The sequence below is a fragment of the Acidimicrobiia bacterium genome (assembly GCA_041393965.1).
Taxonomy (GTDB): Bacteria; Actinomycetota; Acidimicrobiia; order Spongiisociales; family UBA5794; genus UBA5794.
In genome coordinates this window covers 69427-85089 of sequence record JAWKJB010000003.1, presented here as the reverse complement: position 1 = coordinate 85089, position 15663 = coordinate 69427, and the positions used below count along the sequence as shown (strand labels likewise).

The 15663-nt window shown below is 63.2% G+C and carries 13 protein-coding genes; 3 read left to right on the top strand and 10 right to left on the bottom strand.

Annotated elements, in window-relative coordinates; translation table 11 throughout:
* The first annotated feature begins 78 nt into the window (after positions 1 to 78).
* A complete protein-coding gene (locus R2823_09095; GenBank protein MEZ5176345.1) occupies positions 79 to 801 on the top strand; it encodes a glycerophosphodiester phosphodiesterase in 723 nt (240 codons plus the stop codon).
* A gap of 122 nt (positions 802 to 923) precedes the next feature.
* Here the strand turns inward: R2823_09095 and ispF are convergent, their stop codons facing one another.
* The 5 genes from ispF to radA are packed head-to-tail and all read right to left on the bottom strand — an operon-like array spanning position 924 to position 5283.
* Positions 924 to 1403 (bottom strand): 2-C-methyl-D-erythritol 2,4-cyclodiphosphate synthase, encoded by a 480-nt coding sequence (gene ispF / locus R2823_09090; GenBank protein ID MEZ5176344.1) that lies wholly within the window; start codon positions 1401 to 1403, stop codon positions 924 to 926.
* Positions 1396 to 2022 carry a 2-C-methyl-D-erythritol 4-phosphate cytidylyltransferase gene (locus R2823_09085; protein ID MEZ5176343.1) on the bottom strand — a complete coding sequence of 209 codons (627 nt, stop codon included), beginning with the start codon at positions 2020 to 2022 and terminating at the stop codon, positions 1396 to 1398. The genes ispF and R2823_09085 overlap by 8 nt, the downstream gene beginning before the upstream one ends.
* Before the next feature lie 22 nt (positions 2023 to 2044).
* Positions 2045 to 2779, bottom strand: a complete 735-nt coding sequence (locus R2823_09080; protein ID MEZ5176342.1) for a CarD family transcriptional regulator — start codon at positions 2777 to 2779, stop codon at positions 2045 to 2047.
* Between the two features lie 59 nt (positions 2780 to 2838).
* A complete protein-coding gene (disA, locus tag R2823_09075) occupies positions 2839 to 3903 on the bottom strand; it encodes a DNA integrity scanning diadenylate cyclase DisA (protein ID MEZ5176341.1) in 1065 nt (354 codons plus the stop codon).
* 60 nt (positions 3904 to 3963) lie between these two features.
* Entirely contained in the window at positions 3964 to 5283 is a 1320-nt protein-coding gene (gene radA / locus R2823_09070; GenBank protein ID MEZ5176340.1) for a DNA repair protein RadA, read from the bottom strand.
* 220 nt (positions 5284 to 5503) lie between these two features.
* Here radA and R2823_09065 point away from each other — a divergent pair, with 220 nt between their 5' ends.
* Entirely contained in the window at positions 5504 to 6388 is an 885-nt protein-coding gene (locus tag R2823_09065; protein MEZ5176339.1) for a discoidin domain-containing protein, read from the top strand.
* Between the two features lie 89 nt (positions 6389 to 6477).
* Here the strand turns inward: R2823_09065 and R2823_09060 are convergent, their stop codons facing one another.
* From R2823_09060 to R2823_09040, 5 genes are all read right to left on the bottom strand, one after another.
* A complete protein-coding gene (locus tag R2823_09060) occupies positions 6478 to 7755 on the bottom strand; it encodes an ABC transporter permease (protein MEZ5176338.1) in 1278 nt (425 codons plus the stop codon).
* Positions 7752 to 8981, bottom strand: a complete 1230-nt coding sequence (locus R2823_09055; GenBank protein ID MEZ5176337.1) for an ABC transporter permease — start codon at positions 8979 to 8981, stop codon at positions 7752 to 7754. Before R2823_09055 ends, R2823_09060 begins: the two co-directional genes overlap by 4 nt.
* Positions 8978 to 10495 carry an ABC transporter ATP-binding protein gene (locus R2823_09050; protein MEZ5176336.1) on the bottom strand — a complete coding sequence of 506 codons (1518 nt, stop codon included), beginning with the start codon at positions 10493 to 10495 and terminating at the stop codon, positions 8978 to 8980. The genes R2823_09055 and R2823_09050 overlap by 4 nt, the downstream gene beginning before the upstream one ends.
* Positions 10496 to 10667: 172 nt before the next feature.
* Positions 10668 to 11786: a BMP family ABC transporter substrate-binding protein gene (locus R2823_09045; protein MEZ5176335.1), complete on the bottom strand. Its 1119-nt coding sequence runs from the start codon at positions 11784 to 11786 to the stop codon at positions 10668 to 10670.
* A gap of 152 nt (positions 11787 to 11938) precedes the next feature.
* A complete protein-coding gene (locus tag R2823_09040; GenBank protein MEZ5176334.1) occupies positions 11939 to 14437 on the bottom strand; it encodes an ATP-dependent Clp protease ATP-binding subunit in 2499 nt (832 codons plus the stop codon).
* Positions 14438 to 14698: 261 nt separating this feature from the next.
* Between R2823_09040 and R2823_09035 the strand changes: the two genes are divergently transcribed.
* Positions 14699 to 15640 (top strand): polyprenyl synthetase family protein, encoded by a 942-nt coding sequence (locus R2823_09035; GenBank protein ID MEZ5176333.1) that lies wholly within the window; start codon positions 14699 to 14701, stop codon positions 15638 to 15640.
* Positions 15641 to 15663 lie beyond the last annotated feature (23 nt).

Here is a 15663-nt window from a genome sequence, read left to right as displayed (position 1 = left end):
CCCGCAGATGCGGGGCGTGTCGACATCGCTCGGGTCCCCGCTTCCAACGATGTCGTCGGCGGGGGTACTGTGCAGCCGATGAGCCGGACACCCCAGGGACCGGGTCCGCTGGTGTATGCCCACCGAGGCGACAGCGCCCACGCGCCCGACAACTCCATCGAAGCGTTCGAACGCGCCGTGGCCGCAGGCGCTGACGGCATCGAGCTCGATGTGCGACGCTGCGCAGACGGGTACCTCGTTCTTTCCCACGATCCGACCCATGCGAGGGGTGGAAGGATCTCGGCGCGCACGCTCAGCGAGCTACGATCGGTGTCCGAGATACCCACCCTACGCGAGGCTCTCGAGGTGATCCCACGGCATGTGTTTGTGAATGTCGAGATCAAGAACCATCGGACGGAACGAGGGTTCGACCGGAGCCGCACCATCACCGATGCGACGATCGACGAGATCGAGGCTCGCGACGATCCGTCGAGAGTGCTGATCTCGTCCTTCGACGCGGGCGTCGTTCGGCGATCACGGGAGCTTGCACCCCACATCGCGACAGGCCTCGTGGTCTCTCGCCGCTTGTCGGCTGCCTTCGGTGTGGCGCGCCGTGAGGGCCATCGGACGGTGCATCTCGACGCCGGTCACCTCGCACGAGACGCTGCCGGTCTCGTTGACCAGGCGGGCGCATACGGACTCGGCTTGTTCGCATGGACCGTTGACGATCCCACCGAAATGGATCGCCTGTTCCACGCCGGCATCGTTGGGATCTTCACGAACGATCCAGCGGTCGGCCGCCGCGTCGCCGACCACCTGTGAACGCGTACCCAGGGTTCCCGTTCAACAGAAAGGTCAACTGTGGCCCACGGAACGGCCTGTTCTATGGGCCAGAATGTACCTTTTAGTAGAACGGGAACCCTGGGTACGCGTTGACACCGTGGTCAGCGTGCGATGGTGACAACGGCGACGGCGGCGAGACCCTCGTTGCGGCCGATCCAACCCAGGTGGTCGGTGGTGGTGCCTTTCACCGAGACGCGCTCGAGCGAGGTGGAAGTTGCGTTGGCGAGGTTCGTCCGCATGCGGTCCCGGTGGGGCGCAACCCGAACCTGCTGGGCGATGATCGTGACATCGATGCTCGACACGGTGTACCCGTCAGCGTTGACCATGTCCGTACAGGTCGACAGCATCTCGAGCGAGTCTGCATCGATGGAACTCGCAGCGACACTCGGGAAGTGCTCACCGAGATCGCCGAGGGCCGCGGCGCCGAGAAGCGCATCGCACACCGCGTGAACCGCCACATCGGCATCCGAGGTACCGACGACGCCGGTCGGGTGGTCGATGGGAACACCACACAGGACAACAGGACCGACACCGCCGAAAGCGTGCGCGTCATAGCCGATCCCGGTTCGGGTGTCAGTCATCGTGTAGCTGCTCCAAGATGGCACCAGCGATTGCGAGGTCCCCCTCGAAGGTGATCTTGATGTTCGTTCGTTCACCACGCACACAGACCACCGTACCGCCGATCCTCTCGATGAGGCCGGCGTCGTCGGTGACATCATCGTCGGGGTCGATTCGATGCGCTTCGCGCAGCATCGACGCCCGGAACGCCTGGGGTGTCTGCACGGCCGCAAGGCGGCTCCGATCGACCGTTCCCACGACGGCTGCTCCCTCCACCTCCTTGAGGGTGTCGGTAACCTCCAATGCCGGAACCACCGCGTCGGCGACCCCCGACAGGGCTGCCTCGACAACACGGGCCACCAGACGGCGAGTCACGAGTGGCCGAGCGCCGTCGTGAACGAGAACCCAGTCGACCATCTCAGGCACGGCCGCAAGGCCCGCCGCGACCGAGTCCCTTCGTCGCGCACCACCCGGGATTCCACCTTCGACATCGCCGACGACAACGACCGAGTCCACCCCGGCTGCCCGGAGTGTCAACACGGAACGCTTCCACAGCGGCACGCCATCGAGCATCAGTTCGTGTTTCGGACCGCCGTAGCGTTCCCCCGAGCCCGCTGCCACCACGATTGCCCATGGGGTCATCAGACGGTGGGGTCCACGCCCATCAGGCCTCGAGTGGTTCCTCGACCTTTGGCAACGCCCGGTCGAGCTTCTTGATAGCGTCCTCCTCGCTCAGGTCGAGCGAGAACCGCAGCTCCGAGACGATGATCAGCCGTGCTTTGGCGAGCATGCGCTTCAACGCCGGAGAGATGCCCTTGACCTGCTGCGCGTAGGTGAGATCACGGACCACCTCGGCAACCTGGAAGATGTCCCCCGAGTTGATCTTCTCGGTCAGCAGCTTGTACCAGCGGCTCCAGTTGGAACCGGCTTCCTGCGGATCTTCCTTGAAGGTGGCGAAGACCTGCCGCGCCTTGGTCTTGGAGATGACCGGACGCACACCCCGTTCGACGGCGCTCTCGGCCGGAACCTGGATCGTGAGTTGATCGGTAGCCACCTCGAGCATGAAGTAGTCCTTCTTCGCCCCATCGAACTCGATGCGCTCCATCTTGACGATGGTGGCGGCGCCGTGGTGCGGGTAGACGACCTTGTCGCCGACCTCGAAGGCATACTTCTTTGCTGCTGGCTTCTTCGCCGATCGCTTCTTCTTGGCGGTCGACCTCTTGGGGGTCGACTTCTTGGCCGCTGGTTTCTTGGCGGTCGACTTCTTGGCCGCTGGTTTCTTGGCCGCTGGCTTCTTCGTGGCCGACTTGGCGGTCGCTGGCTTCTTGGCGGCTGATTTGCGCGCCGGCTTCTTCTTGGCCGCCGGCTTGCTCTGTGTTGGTTTCTTCTTTGCTGGCACGAATCCTCAATGCATCTTGTCGGACAACGAGTGTATCGGTTGTTGGACCAAGCGCTGGGTCAGTTGACGACATCCCCGAGCAACCCGACCTCCTCGAGGCGGTCGAGGTACGCACGGATCGTCTGGGCCCGCGTCGGCCCGACACCGTCAACCGAGTCGAGGTCCGACGCCGTGGCGACACGCAACCGTTCGAACGATCCGAACTTCCTCAGGATCGCATCGGCCACAGAGTCGGGGAGCCTCGGAACACCCGCAAGCACCCGCGCACCTCGGGGCGCGACATGGGAATCCGTCGGCTGGAATCCGAGGGCCGCTCCGACCGCGAATGGGTCGAACAGATCATCACGATCCAGGCCGTCGAGCTTGGAGTAGATCGATGTCTCCTTGCGCGGCTTTCGCTTCTGGTAGTCGATGTTCACCAGTTCGGCGATCTCGTCCACTCCTTCGATGAGATCGCTTGCTTGTAAGGAGATCACCGACGCCTGGTCGCCAAGTTCGGCGGTGATGGGCTCGAGCTCCATCGCAAGAAGTCGAATAACGGCGGCACGCTGCACAACGCTCACCACCTCCCGGAACGAGACGATGCCGTCGACTTCGTATCGCTCCAACCTCGCAACCGCATCATCAAACTGTCGACGGAGCCGCTCGAGGGACTGGAGACGCTGGTTCGCCTCGTCGAGGAGCGAAGTCGTTGACTGCAACATGAACCGCGACGGGCCGTAAAAGACGATGGCGACGACGAGGGCTTCCTCGGATAGGGCGAGGACGGGGCAACCGGTCTGGATCGAAAGCCGCTCGGCGGTACGAAACCGGGTACCGGTTTCTGCCGTTGCAATCGACGCGTCAGGCATGAAGTGCACATTGGCGCGCACGATGGCACCTTTTTGGTCATCGACGACGATGCCGCCGTCCATCTTGGCGAGCTCGGCAACTCGCTGGGCGGTGAACGCCGCTCCGCTCAATTCGAAGCCCCCGGTGCACACATCGTCGACCTCGGGGCCCGATCCGAACAGGATCAGGGCGCCGGTTCCCTGCTGCATGACCAGTTCGGCTGCGTTGCGCAACGGCGTGCCGGGCGCGAAGCGGCGCAGGATCTCAAGTGGGGCCGATTCGGGAGGCGTCATCGCAGCGCAGGGTAGTCGCATCGTCGGCAAGAGCGGGGTGAACGGCCCATCCGGAGCGATTCAGCCGGATGCGAGCCCCGTCGCCGCGAGAGCTCGATCGAGGCGTTTGAAGCCCGTTTCCGGGCACAGGATGGGCCCAGCCGAGATCCGTTCGATCTCGGCCGTTCGCACCAACGGGCGGGGGGCCGGGCGCACATCGCCGGTCAGGCCGAGCTCGCCCCATGCCGCGACCCTGCCGAGCGCGACATCGTGGAAGGCCGAAGCAACGGCGAGCGCGACCGGGAGGTCGGCGGCCGGTTCGGAGATTCGCACACCGCCCATCACGGACAGGTAGACCTCCTGACCCGCAAGCGGGATCCGTGCGTGGCGGGTCAGAATGCCGAGGATCTGGTGGACCCGTGAAGGAAGAAGACCGGTGACGCTCCGACGCGGCTGCGACGCGTTCGATCCGACGACGAGCGCCTGGACCTCGACCACCACCGGCCGTCGCCCTTCGATGGCCGGGAACAGCACCGATCCCGGCGCGGTGTCGTCGCGCAATCCCACGAGCAAACCGCTCGGATCGGGAACCTCCACGAGACCGTCCGGTGTCATGTCGAAGACACCGACCTCGTGCACCGCGCCGTAGCGGTTCTTCACCGAGCGAAGGAAGCGAAGGCCGGCGTCGGACTCCCCTTCGAGGTACAACACCACATCAACCATGTGCTCGAGTGTGCGTGGTCCCGCGATCGATCCGTCCTTGGTGACATGCCCGACGATGATCACCGGAGTGTCCGAGTTTTTCGCAAACGCGATGAGGCGGGCCGCGCAATCACGAACCTGGACAACACCACCCGCCGCACCGCTGCTGCCGGTCGACGAGACGGTCTGGATCGAATCGACAATGACCGCCGCTGGCTTCCGAGCTGCCGCAATGGCAACGATGTCGTCGACATCGGCGACCGACGCGATCAGCACCTGGCCGGTGCGCACACCGACCCGGTGCGCCCGTAGTTGCACCTGCCGCGCCGATTCCTCTGCCGTTGCGATGAGGACGGGTCCTGTCGACGAAGCGAAACGGTCCGCGGCGTGGAGCAGAAGCGTGGATTTCCCGATGCCCGGCGCTCCTCCGACGAGGACCGTCACCCCGGGGACCATGCCGCCCCCAAGCACACGATCGAACTCCCCGAGACCAGTCGGTGCCCGACCGTTGATCGTCTTCGGCGGGGCATCCGCGGACACGACATCGATCGACGGAGCGACCCGGTGTGGTCGCACGGTCGTCTCGACGAGCCCCTCCGACGAACGGCACTGGGGGCAGAAGCCCATCCATCGCGACGAGGTGTGCCCGCACGATTCGCACCGGTAGGTCAGTTTCTCGGCTGTGGGGGTACCTTTCATCACGCACACCGTACGGCGCGGGTGTGACACATCACGACCGCCGGATCAACCACACGATTCCGGCAACGAGAGCGGTGAGAACCACGAGGCCAGCGATGATGGACACAGGAGTCCAGGGTTCGGCGACTCGTATCGCGGACAACATCGGCATTCGTGGCACAATACCTGCCAGTAGGAACTGAAGGCCCGCGGCCGGGCGAGCCACAGGTGAGGAACGCATATGGAAGGCGACGACCGCAACGACCAGTTCGACGACTTGTTTGAGCCCTTCGAACTGTCGGATACACCGCCAACCCCCACCACAACAGCACCGTCGCAGGCCGCAGCCACCACGGGTGAGATGCCCATCAGTCAACAGCATGTCACCACCACCGGTCAGACCGTCGCGGCGGTCAGTTGCCCTGCTTGTGGGGCCCCGAACGCGTCGTACAACCAGCACTGTGAGCGATGCGGCTCGCGGCTGAGCACGACCCCCATGCCGATCGCCCCTGCACCCCCCTCGCGATCGACCGCTGGCGGCCGAGCCCTCGGAGTCCTCGCTGCCGTGGTGCTGGTTGTGGCACTCGTTGCCCTCATGATGAACATCTTCGGCGGGTCCGATGGCCGCGATGTCGTCGGACCCACTACAACGATCTCATCGACATCCTCGACCGCTTTTTCGCCCCCCGTCGAGCTGATCCCCAGTTCGGTCAAGGCGAGTTCGGAGATCAGCGATGATTTTGGCGCAGAGAACCTGATCGATGGAAACCCCGACACACGATGGAACGACAACAGCCTCCACGGCGTCGGAGCATGGCTTGAGTTCACCTTCCCTTCCGCGGTGCAGATCACCGAGGTCCTCTTCCAGAATGTCGAAGACGACGACATCTTCCGCCGCAACTACAAGATCAACGGCTTCCAGATCGAGGTCAATGACCTCAATGTTCCGATCAGTGGAAGGCTCCAGAACTCAAACGAGCCCCAGCGAGTGAAGATCGCGAGTCTTGAAACATTCAACCTCAAGATCTGGGTGACGACGGTCCACCACGCCGAACCGGTCGGAGACGCTCCACCATTCGAGGAACTCGCGCTCCAGGATGTGAAGTTCTTCGGCTATCAGAACTGACAACCGCTCCCGCATCACAGCAGACCTGTGAACGGTGAATGATCAACCGTCAACCATTCGAGACGGTCAACTGTCAACCGTGAACTGCCTCAGTCCTTGAAGTAGGGCTGCCCGTCCGCCGCTGGCGGTCTCGCCCTGCCCACGACGCCTGCGACGACGATCAGCGTCACGATGTAGGGCGTCATCGAAAGAAACTCCGATGGGATCGGTGTTCCGAGAATGCCGAGCTTCTGCTGGAGCGCCCTCGCAAAACCGAACACGAGGCCGGCACCGACGATCCCGAGCGGCCGCCATCGTCCGAAGATGAGCGCCGCGAGTCCGATGAACCCGATCCCGCCGGTCATGTTGTCCTCGAAGCGGGATACCTGCGCGAGGGTGAGGAACGCCCCACCGAATCCGGCGATGAAACCGCCAAGGATCACATTGCGGTACCGCGTCCGGAACACATTGATCCCCACAGTGTCCGCCGCTTTCGGATGCTCACCAACCGATCGGGCCCGTAGGCCCCACCGTGTGTAGAAAAAGCCGAAATGCAGGGCAATCACCAGAATGAAGGTGATGTACACGAACATGTTGTGGTCGAAGAACATGGGGCCGATCACGGGGATGTCCCCGAGCAGCGGGATCTTGATTGCGGTGAACCGGCCCGGTGAGTTGAGAGTCGGTGCCTCGGTCAGCACGCGCTGCGCGAGGAAGGCCGTGAGGCCGAGCGCAAAGATGTTGATGACGACCCCGGCGATGATCTGGTCGATCCGATACCTGATCGAGAGCACCGCAAGGACGGCACCGAGGAGTGCTCCGGTGATCATCGACGCGGCGAGCCCGACCCAGATCCCCGCAGATGATCCGACGATGACCCCGACGAATGCCGCCGTGAGCAGCTGCCCTTCGATGGCGATGTTGATGACCGCGACGCTCTCACACATGAGCCCGGTGAGGGCTCCGAGGGTGACCGGTACTGACAGCACCACGGTGGACCGCAGCATCCCCACGAGGCTGAAGGACCCACCCGCAGCTGCCCATGTGAGGAAGGCGAACGAAAAGAGCACGAGGCCGATCGAAAGCAGCAGGTTGGTGCGTGTGAGGTGGGTGCGCCGCAGTGACCATCCGCCGAGGAATCCGAGGATGACCACGACAACGAACGCAACGGTGCGCGCATCGACAGTCCATGAAAGGTCACCGAATCGCGCATTGGGCAGTGACAGGTTGAAGGTGGATTCGATGCCGCTGTCGACACCGAGTCCGAACGCCCACAGGGTGAAGGCAGCGAGCGCGATGAGAACGAAACCAACAAAGGTTGCGCGCTTCTGGGCGGGGGTTGCCCGGGTCTGGATCACCCGATCGTTCGTGTCAGCAACCGTGGTCACGAGCCCCATCCCGTCGACTTCACGATCGTGATCTCCTCGTCGGGCGTCTTGATCCGGTAGATCGCTCTGACAAGCTCGGGTGCCGCGATCATCACGATGATGAGTGCCTGGAGGACGAGCACCAAGTCGAGGGGAATCCCGGCGGCACCCTGCATCTCACGACCACCGGCACGAAGCGCGCCGAAGAGAAGCCCCGCGAACAGAACGCCAACCGGATGTGACCGACCGAGCAAGGCGAGTGCGATCGCGTCGAAGCCGATGTTGCCTGCGAAGTTGGAAATGGCCCGATATGGCGCCACACCAACAATCTGGTTCGCGCCCGCGATACCGGCAAGTGCGCCAGAGACCGCCATCACCGACACATACACCCATGCGACGCTCATACCCGCATAGCGACCGCCGGAAGGATTGAAACCCACGGCGCGGAATTCGTAGCCGATCGTTGTTCGGTACATGAGCCACCACACGACCGCCACGGCCGCCAAGGCAATGAAGAAGCCGATGCTGACGCGATAGGACCCGAAGATCGTTGTGAACACCGACGAGCCAGCCACCGGCTTCGAGATCGGGTCGTTGCGGCCCGGCGCCTGGAACACGGATGTGGTGAGGAGATAGTCGATGAGGAACAGCGCGATGAAGTTGAGCATGATGGTCGTGATCACCTCATGGGCACCGGTTCTTGCCTTCAACACGCCGGCGATGCCTGCCCAGATCGCCCCACCGACCATGGCCCCTGCCACAACCAGCGGAATGTGGAAGACGGCCGGAATCGCGAATGTGAAGCCGACCCATAGCGCGGTGATACCGCCGATGTGCATCTGCCCGTTCACCCCGATGTTGAACAGTCCTGCCTGGAAACCGACGGCAACCGCCAGCCCTGCGAGAATCAGCGGGGTAGCGGCGAAGAGGGTTTCGCTGAGGGCCGAGAAAGACCCAAGGGATCCGACGAAGAGCGCGCGGTACGCGTCCCAGATCCCGACCATGGTGAGTCGGAGGGCCTCGACGGGATCGCCACCCCAGATCTTGAGCGTGTCGACATCGGTCACAGCAATGATGAACGCTCCAACGATCAGCGCGGTGACGAGGGCAAGAACCGGGACGATCGCTGCCTGTGCAGCCGATGTTCCGATACCGGTCACACGCCGATACCACTCCGGCGCTCCGTTCGAACCGCCGCGGTCGTCCGTTGCCTCAGCCGATTCGTCGGTCGGGAGTCGGTCGCTCACGGCGCCTCCTCGGTCGTACGGCTTCCGAGCATCGCAAGCCCGATCTCGGTCGTGGAGGCCGACGGATCAAATTCGGCGACCACCTTGCCGTCGTACATGACAAGGATGCGATCTGACAGCGCCTTGATCTCTTCGAGTTCGGACGACACGATCAGGACGGCAGCGCCCTCATCGCGTTCGTCGACGATCCGGCTGTGGATGTACTCGATCGATCCGACATCGATCCCACGGGTCGGTTGCGATGCGACCACAAGCTGCACATCGCGATCGAACTCGCGTGCCACGATGACCTTCTGCTGATTGCCGCCCGAAAGGGTCGAGACCTCCACCCGGGTGGATGGTGTCCGAACATCGTATTCCTCCACGAGCCGCTCAGCGCGCTCTTCGGCTGCATCCCAATCCATCAGGATGCCCCGTGAGATCGGACGCTCGTAGTAGGTGTCGAGCACCATGTTCTCGGTGACCGTGAACGGCAACACGAGGCCGCTGCGCTGACGATCCTCCGGCACATGGGCGACCTGCATCTTGTGGATCGCACGGGGCGACTTCGTCGTGATGTCCTCACCGTTGAGCTCGACGACGCCCCCGATGGAGGGGCGGAGACCCGTGATGGACTCGACCAGCTCGGTCTGACCGTTCCCTTGTACACCGGCAATGCCGACGATCTCCCCCGCTCGTACCTGAAGGCTGAGACCGTCGACGGCCCGATTGTTGCGGTCGTCGAGCACCACGAGTTCGGTGACGGCGAGGACGATCTCCCCCGGGTCGGCATCCGTCTTGTCCACCACAAGATCAACGGGTCTTCCTACCATCAGCTCGGCAAGCTGCTCCTCCGTCACCTCGTCGGGTGTGACCTCAGCAACGGTCTTCCCTCTCCGCATGATCACGATCCGGTCCGCGACCTCGAGCGCTTCACCGAGTTTGTGGGAGATGAAGATGATGCCCTTGCCGTCGGCCCTGAGGCCGTTGACGATCTCGAAGAATCGCTCGACCTCCGGTGGTGTGAGCACCGATGTCGGCTCGTCGAAGACGACGAACCGTGCCTCGCGCGACAAGACCTTGATGATCTCGACACGCTGCTGGAATCCGACCGAAAGATCCTCCGTGACGGCATCGGGATCGACATCGAGTCCGTAGCGGCCCGAGATCTCGATGACACTCTTGCGGGCGGACTGCTTGTCGAGAACCCCAAGCCCTTTCACGGGTTCGAACCCGAGGACCACATTCTCGGCAACCGTGAACACCGGAACGAGCATGAAGTGCTGGTGCACCATGCCGATGCCGGCGGCGATCGCATCCCCGGGGGACTCAAGAAGCAGCGGCGATCCATCCACAAGCACCTCGCCGGATGTCGGCGTGTAGAGCCCGTAGAGGATGTTCATCAGGGTCGTCTTGCCCGCCCCGTTCTCACCGAGGAGCGCGACGATCTCACCCTCTGAGACCGAGAGGTTCACATCATCGTTGGCGAGCACGCCAGGGAATTGCTTCGTGATGCCGCGCAATTCCAATGTCATGAACGCCTCCGGGCTCCGCCGCCGACCCCACCATAGATCGGTGCATGTCCGTGCGTCGGCCGCGATCGGTGCCGCCGACTCCCCGACCGACGGGGTCTATCCGGGGCAGAACCAAAGAAGGGCCCCCGCCCGAAGCGGGAGCCCTTCTTCGAATCGATTGCCGTGCAGGGGACTAGTACCCGACCGGGGTGAAGGACGCGTCGATGACACCGTTCTTGATGTCTTCGAGAAGCTGTTGAACCTCGGCATCGAGTTCCGGGGACACGCGGTCCGCCCAATCGTGGTACGGGGCGAGCCCCACACCATCGTTGGCGAGGTTGCCGACGAACGCACCCGGGCTCCAGGTCCCTTCGTCCTGCTCCTGGACCGCAAGCGTGATGAACGGCGCAATCGCCTTCTCCACCGTTGTGAGCCACACGGACTGGTACTTCGGATCCATGGCCATGTAGGCATCTGCATCCACACCGATCATGGCAGCGTCGATCCCCGTGTCGAGGATGACATCACCGGCAGGCAGGTTGATGGCGCCACCAACCGGCAGGATGATGTCACAGCCCTCGTCGAAGAGGCTCTGTGCCGTCGAGCGTGCAAGCTCCATGTCCGTGAACGAACCGGTGAACAGGCCGTCCTGGGCATCGATGTCCCAACCCTTGACCTCCACGGAGGTTCCCTTGATGTCGTTGTAATGCTCGACGCCCCTCGCGAAACCGTCGAGGAAGATCGAAACAGTCGGGAAGTTCGCACCCCCGTACACGCAGACGATGTCGGTCTGGGTAACCCCAGCCGCAAGGTAGCCGGCCGCGAACGCCGCTTCGTCGGTCTGATACACAAGCTCGCGCACATTGGGAAGCGCGAGCGGGCTGAAGTTCGCGTCGGTGAGCACATTGTCGATCATCGTCCATGTGATCTCGGGATGCGCTTGGGCGTTGGTCGCCGTCACCTCGCCGAGAGCGAACCCGACGGTGACGATGTGCTGGCAACCCTGCGAGATCATCTGGTCGACATTCGGCTGCCAGTCGGTTGCATCCGTCGACTCGAGATAGAACGAGTCCTCCGTTGCGTACCCCGCAGCGACCGCATCCTGGACGCCTTTCCAAGCGCTTGCATTGAAGCTTTGGTCGCCGACACCGGCGAGGTCCGTGACAAGACAGGTCTTGACGGCTTCACCGGACGACATGTCGCCTTCGGTTGTGGTTGTTTCGTCCGAGTCGCTGCTGCATGCAGCCGCAACGAGCGCGAGGACGAGCATCAGAGCGAGGACGATGCCCCGCCGTTCGATCCATGAGCGCATGGCGCACCCTTTCGTTTCGTTGGAATGAAAGCTCCCGGTCTCCGGCAGGAAGGGTCGTTGTTCGACCCACCGTGAGCAGCGGTGAGTCTAGTGAGTTGGCACCGAGACCGCTTCTGATCGGCGACGCGCCAGCGCGCGGCCGGGTGGCGGGATCAGTTCTCGGCGAGTTCCACCGGAGGCTTGTTCGGAGTCTCGATTGCCTCGAACGCGAGCCGCTCGTTGTCGTCCTCATCGATGCTGACGAGGATCGTCGAACCGGCAGGGAACTCCCGGAACAGCACCTTCTCGGAGATCGGATCCTCGAGCATCCGCTGAATCGCCCGACGCAGCGGACGGGCGCCGAGCTGCGGGTCGTATCCCTTCGTGGCGAGCAGCTCCTTGGCATCATCGGTGAGCACCAGATCCAACGCCTGCGACTCGAGCTGTTCCCTGACCCGGGTGAGGAGCAGGTCGACGATCGCCTTGACCTCTTCGAGGGTGAGTTCGTGGAAGACGATCGTTTCGTCGATGCGGTTCAGGAACTCGGGCCGGAACTGGGTCTTGAGCGCTTCCATCACCTTTTCGCGCATCTTGTCGTAGTTGACTGCGTCGTCGGCGAGAGCGAACCCGACTGCCTTCTTGCGAAGCTCCGCCGTTCCGAGGTTCGATGTCATGATGATGACGGTGTTCTTGAAGTCCACCGTGCGACCCTGCGCGTCGGTGAGTCGTCCGTCCTCAAGGATCTGGAGGAGGATGTTGAAGACATCGGGATGGGCCTTTTCGATCTCGTCGAACAGTACAACCGAGAAGGGCTTGCGCCGGACGGCTTCCGTGAGCTGCCCGCCCTCGTCATACCCCACATAGCCCGGGGGTGAGCCGACGAGGCGGCTCACGGCGTGCTTCTCCATGTACTCGGACATGTCGATCTGAATCAGCGCCGATTCATCCCCGAACAGGAACTCGGTCAGGGACTTCGCCGTTTCGGTCTTTCCGACGCCGGACGGGCCGAGGAAGATGAACGATCCCGCCGGGCGCTTCGGGTCCTTCAGGCCAGCCCTCGTGCGACGGATTGCCTTGGACACCGCCGCGATCCCGTCGGACTGGCCGATGATGCGCTTGTGGAGCTCATCCTCCATGTTGAGAAGCTTGGCCGTCTCCTCCTCGGTGAGGCGATGGACCGGAATCCCTGTCCACTGGGCCAGCACCTGCGCGATCTCCTCCTCGTCGATGACCGCTGACGCAACCGCGCCGTCCTCGGATGCGAGCTTCTCGAGCTGCCGGCGTTCATCGATCAGCTGACGCTCGTGGTCGCGCACCTGGGCGGCCCGCTCGTACTGCTGTGACGCGACTGCTTCGCGCTTGTCCGATCGAGCCTTGCCGATCTGCTCGTCGATTTCTTTGATCTCAGGCGGGAGATTCGAACGGCGCAGTCGCATGCGCGACCCCGCCTCGTCGATGAGATCGATGGCCTTGTCGGGAAGGAAACGGTCGGCGATGTAACGATCGGCCAGGTTTGCGGCGTTGACGAGCGCCTGCTCGGTGAACTCGACCTTGTGATGCTCCTCGTACGACTCGCGGAGCCCTTCAAGAATCCGGATCGTGTCGGCAACGGACGGCTCATCGACCTGGATCGGCTGGAACCTGCGTTCGAGCGCCGAGTCCTTCTCGAGATACTTGCGGTACTCCTCGAGGGTCGTCGCCCCGATCGTCTGGAGCTCACCGCGGGCAAGCATCGGCTTGAGGATGCTCGCGGCATCGATCGCACCTTCGGCAGCGCCAGCGCCGACGAGCGTGTGAATCTCGTCGATGAACAGGATGATGTCACCGCGGGTGCGGATCTCTTTGAGGACCTTCTTGAGGCGTTCCTCGAAGTCACCCCGGTACCGGGATCCCGCCACGAGGGCACCGAGGTCGAGGGTGTAGATATGTTTGCCGGTCAGCGTGTCGGGAACGGTGCCGTCGACGATCTGGGTCGCGAGGCCCTCGACGATGGCGGTCTTGCCCACCCCGGGCTCGCCGATGAGTACTGGGTTGTTCTTCGTTCTGCGCGACAACACCTGCATCACGCGTTCGATCTCATTTGCCCGACCGATCACCGGATCGAGGCTCCGATCGCGGGCGAGCTGGGTAAGGTTCCGTCCGAACTGGTCAAGGACCGTCGAACCGGACGACGAACCTTCCCCTCGGGAGCTCGATGAGCCGGATGACGAACTCGAACTCGAGACTTGCTCCTCCTGGGAACCCGACAGGAGCTGGATCACGGTCTGTCGGACCTTCGTGAGCTCTGCCCCGAGCTTGACGAGGACCTGCGCCGCAACACCCTCCCCCTCTCGGATCAAGCCGAGAAGGATGTGCTCGGTCCCGATGTAGTTGTGGCCGAGCTGGAGGGCCTCACGAAGCGACAGTTCGAGGACCTTCTTCGCCCGTGGCGTGAACGGGATGTGCCCTGAAGGCGCCTGGGAGCCCTGACCGATGATCTCGACGACCTGCTCACGAACCGACTCGAGGTTGATCCCGAGACTCTCAAGGGAGCGAGCCGCGACACCTTCGCCTTCGTGGATGAGGCCGAGAAGGATGTGCTCGGTTCCGATGTAATTGTGGTTGAGGAGCCGCGCTTCTTCCTGGGCAAGTACCACGACCCTTCGGGCCCGGTCTGTGAATCGCTCAAACACCGTTCCGTTCACCCCTCAAACATCTATGGCGCTCCGTCAGCCGGTGCGCCTCGCGCAGTATAGGGAGCCACCCCCTTAACAACGGGGACCGAACCGGCCGACTTGACCGATTCGTGGCCTTCCGGCCGTGCCTTCCTGACTGCTCCCCAGCGGTCTATCAGAAGAACCCCTGCGCTACCATCGCCATTCCCCACAAGGGCAGGGATCTTGGATCGTCCGATCTTCCAACAGCTCGTTCCGATACCCCGTGTATGGGAGCGGATGAGCGCTGTCGAGCAGCGCCTCGGTGAGGTCACCGTGGCCGACACGGAGTTCCTCACGAGCATCGCCCAGCATCTCCTCGGAGCTGGCGGCAAGCGGTACCGGCCGCTCCTCGCCCAGGTTGCGGCGGAGCTCGGTGGCGCCGCCGGATCTGACCCGATCGAGGCAGGCGTGTCGGTCGAACTCGTTCACCTCGGATCCTTGTACCACGACGATGTGATCGACGAGGCCGAGACCAGGCGTGGAACCCCCAGCGTGAACGAGAACTGGTCGAACACGGTTGCCATCCTCGCCGGTGACTTCCTGCTCGCCCGCGCATCGGAGATCGCGGCACCATTGGGTGAAGAAGCGGTCGCTTTGATCGCACGAACCTACGCCACCCTCTGCGAAGGACAGGTCCGCGAGCTGATTCACACGGACAGCCTCGATCACGGAGCCGAGGGCTACTTCTCGGTGATCGGCGGAAAGACCGCATCCCTCATCCGCACATCGGCGCGCCTCGGGGCCCTCACCGGTGGCGCAGACACCGATACGGTCGAAGCAATCTCGGATTGGGCGTGGGAGATGGGCATGGTGTTCCAGATGACCGACGATGTGCTCGATCTCGTTGCCAACGAGGAATTCCTCGGCAAGCCCGCTGGGTCCGACATCGGCGAAGGGACCTTCACCTTGCCGGTCCTCTACGCAGCTGACGGCGACCATGGCGAAGAGATCAGGGCGCTGCTCGCGCAGGGCAGGCCATACCCGTCCGAGGCGATCGACAAGGTCGTCGAACTCACCGTGAGGGGCGGACACATCGAATCCGTGCTCGACGAGGCGGTCGACCGGATCCGGCTCGCGGAGAAGGCAGCCAACCAGATACCGGCAAACCCGCTGTCAAAGATCCTTGCAAACCTCGACCGGTACCTGCTCGATCGCGTCGATTCTGCTCGGAGTCAATAGGATCCAATCAGGGCTCGGTTGCC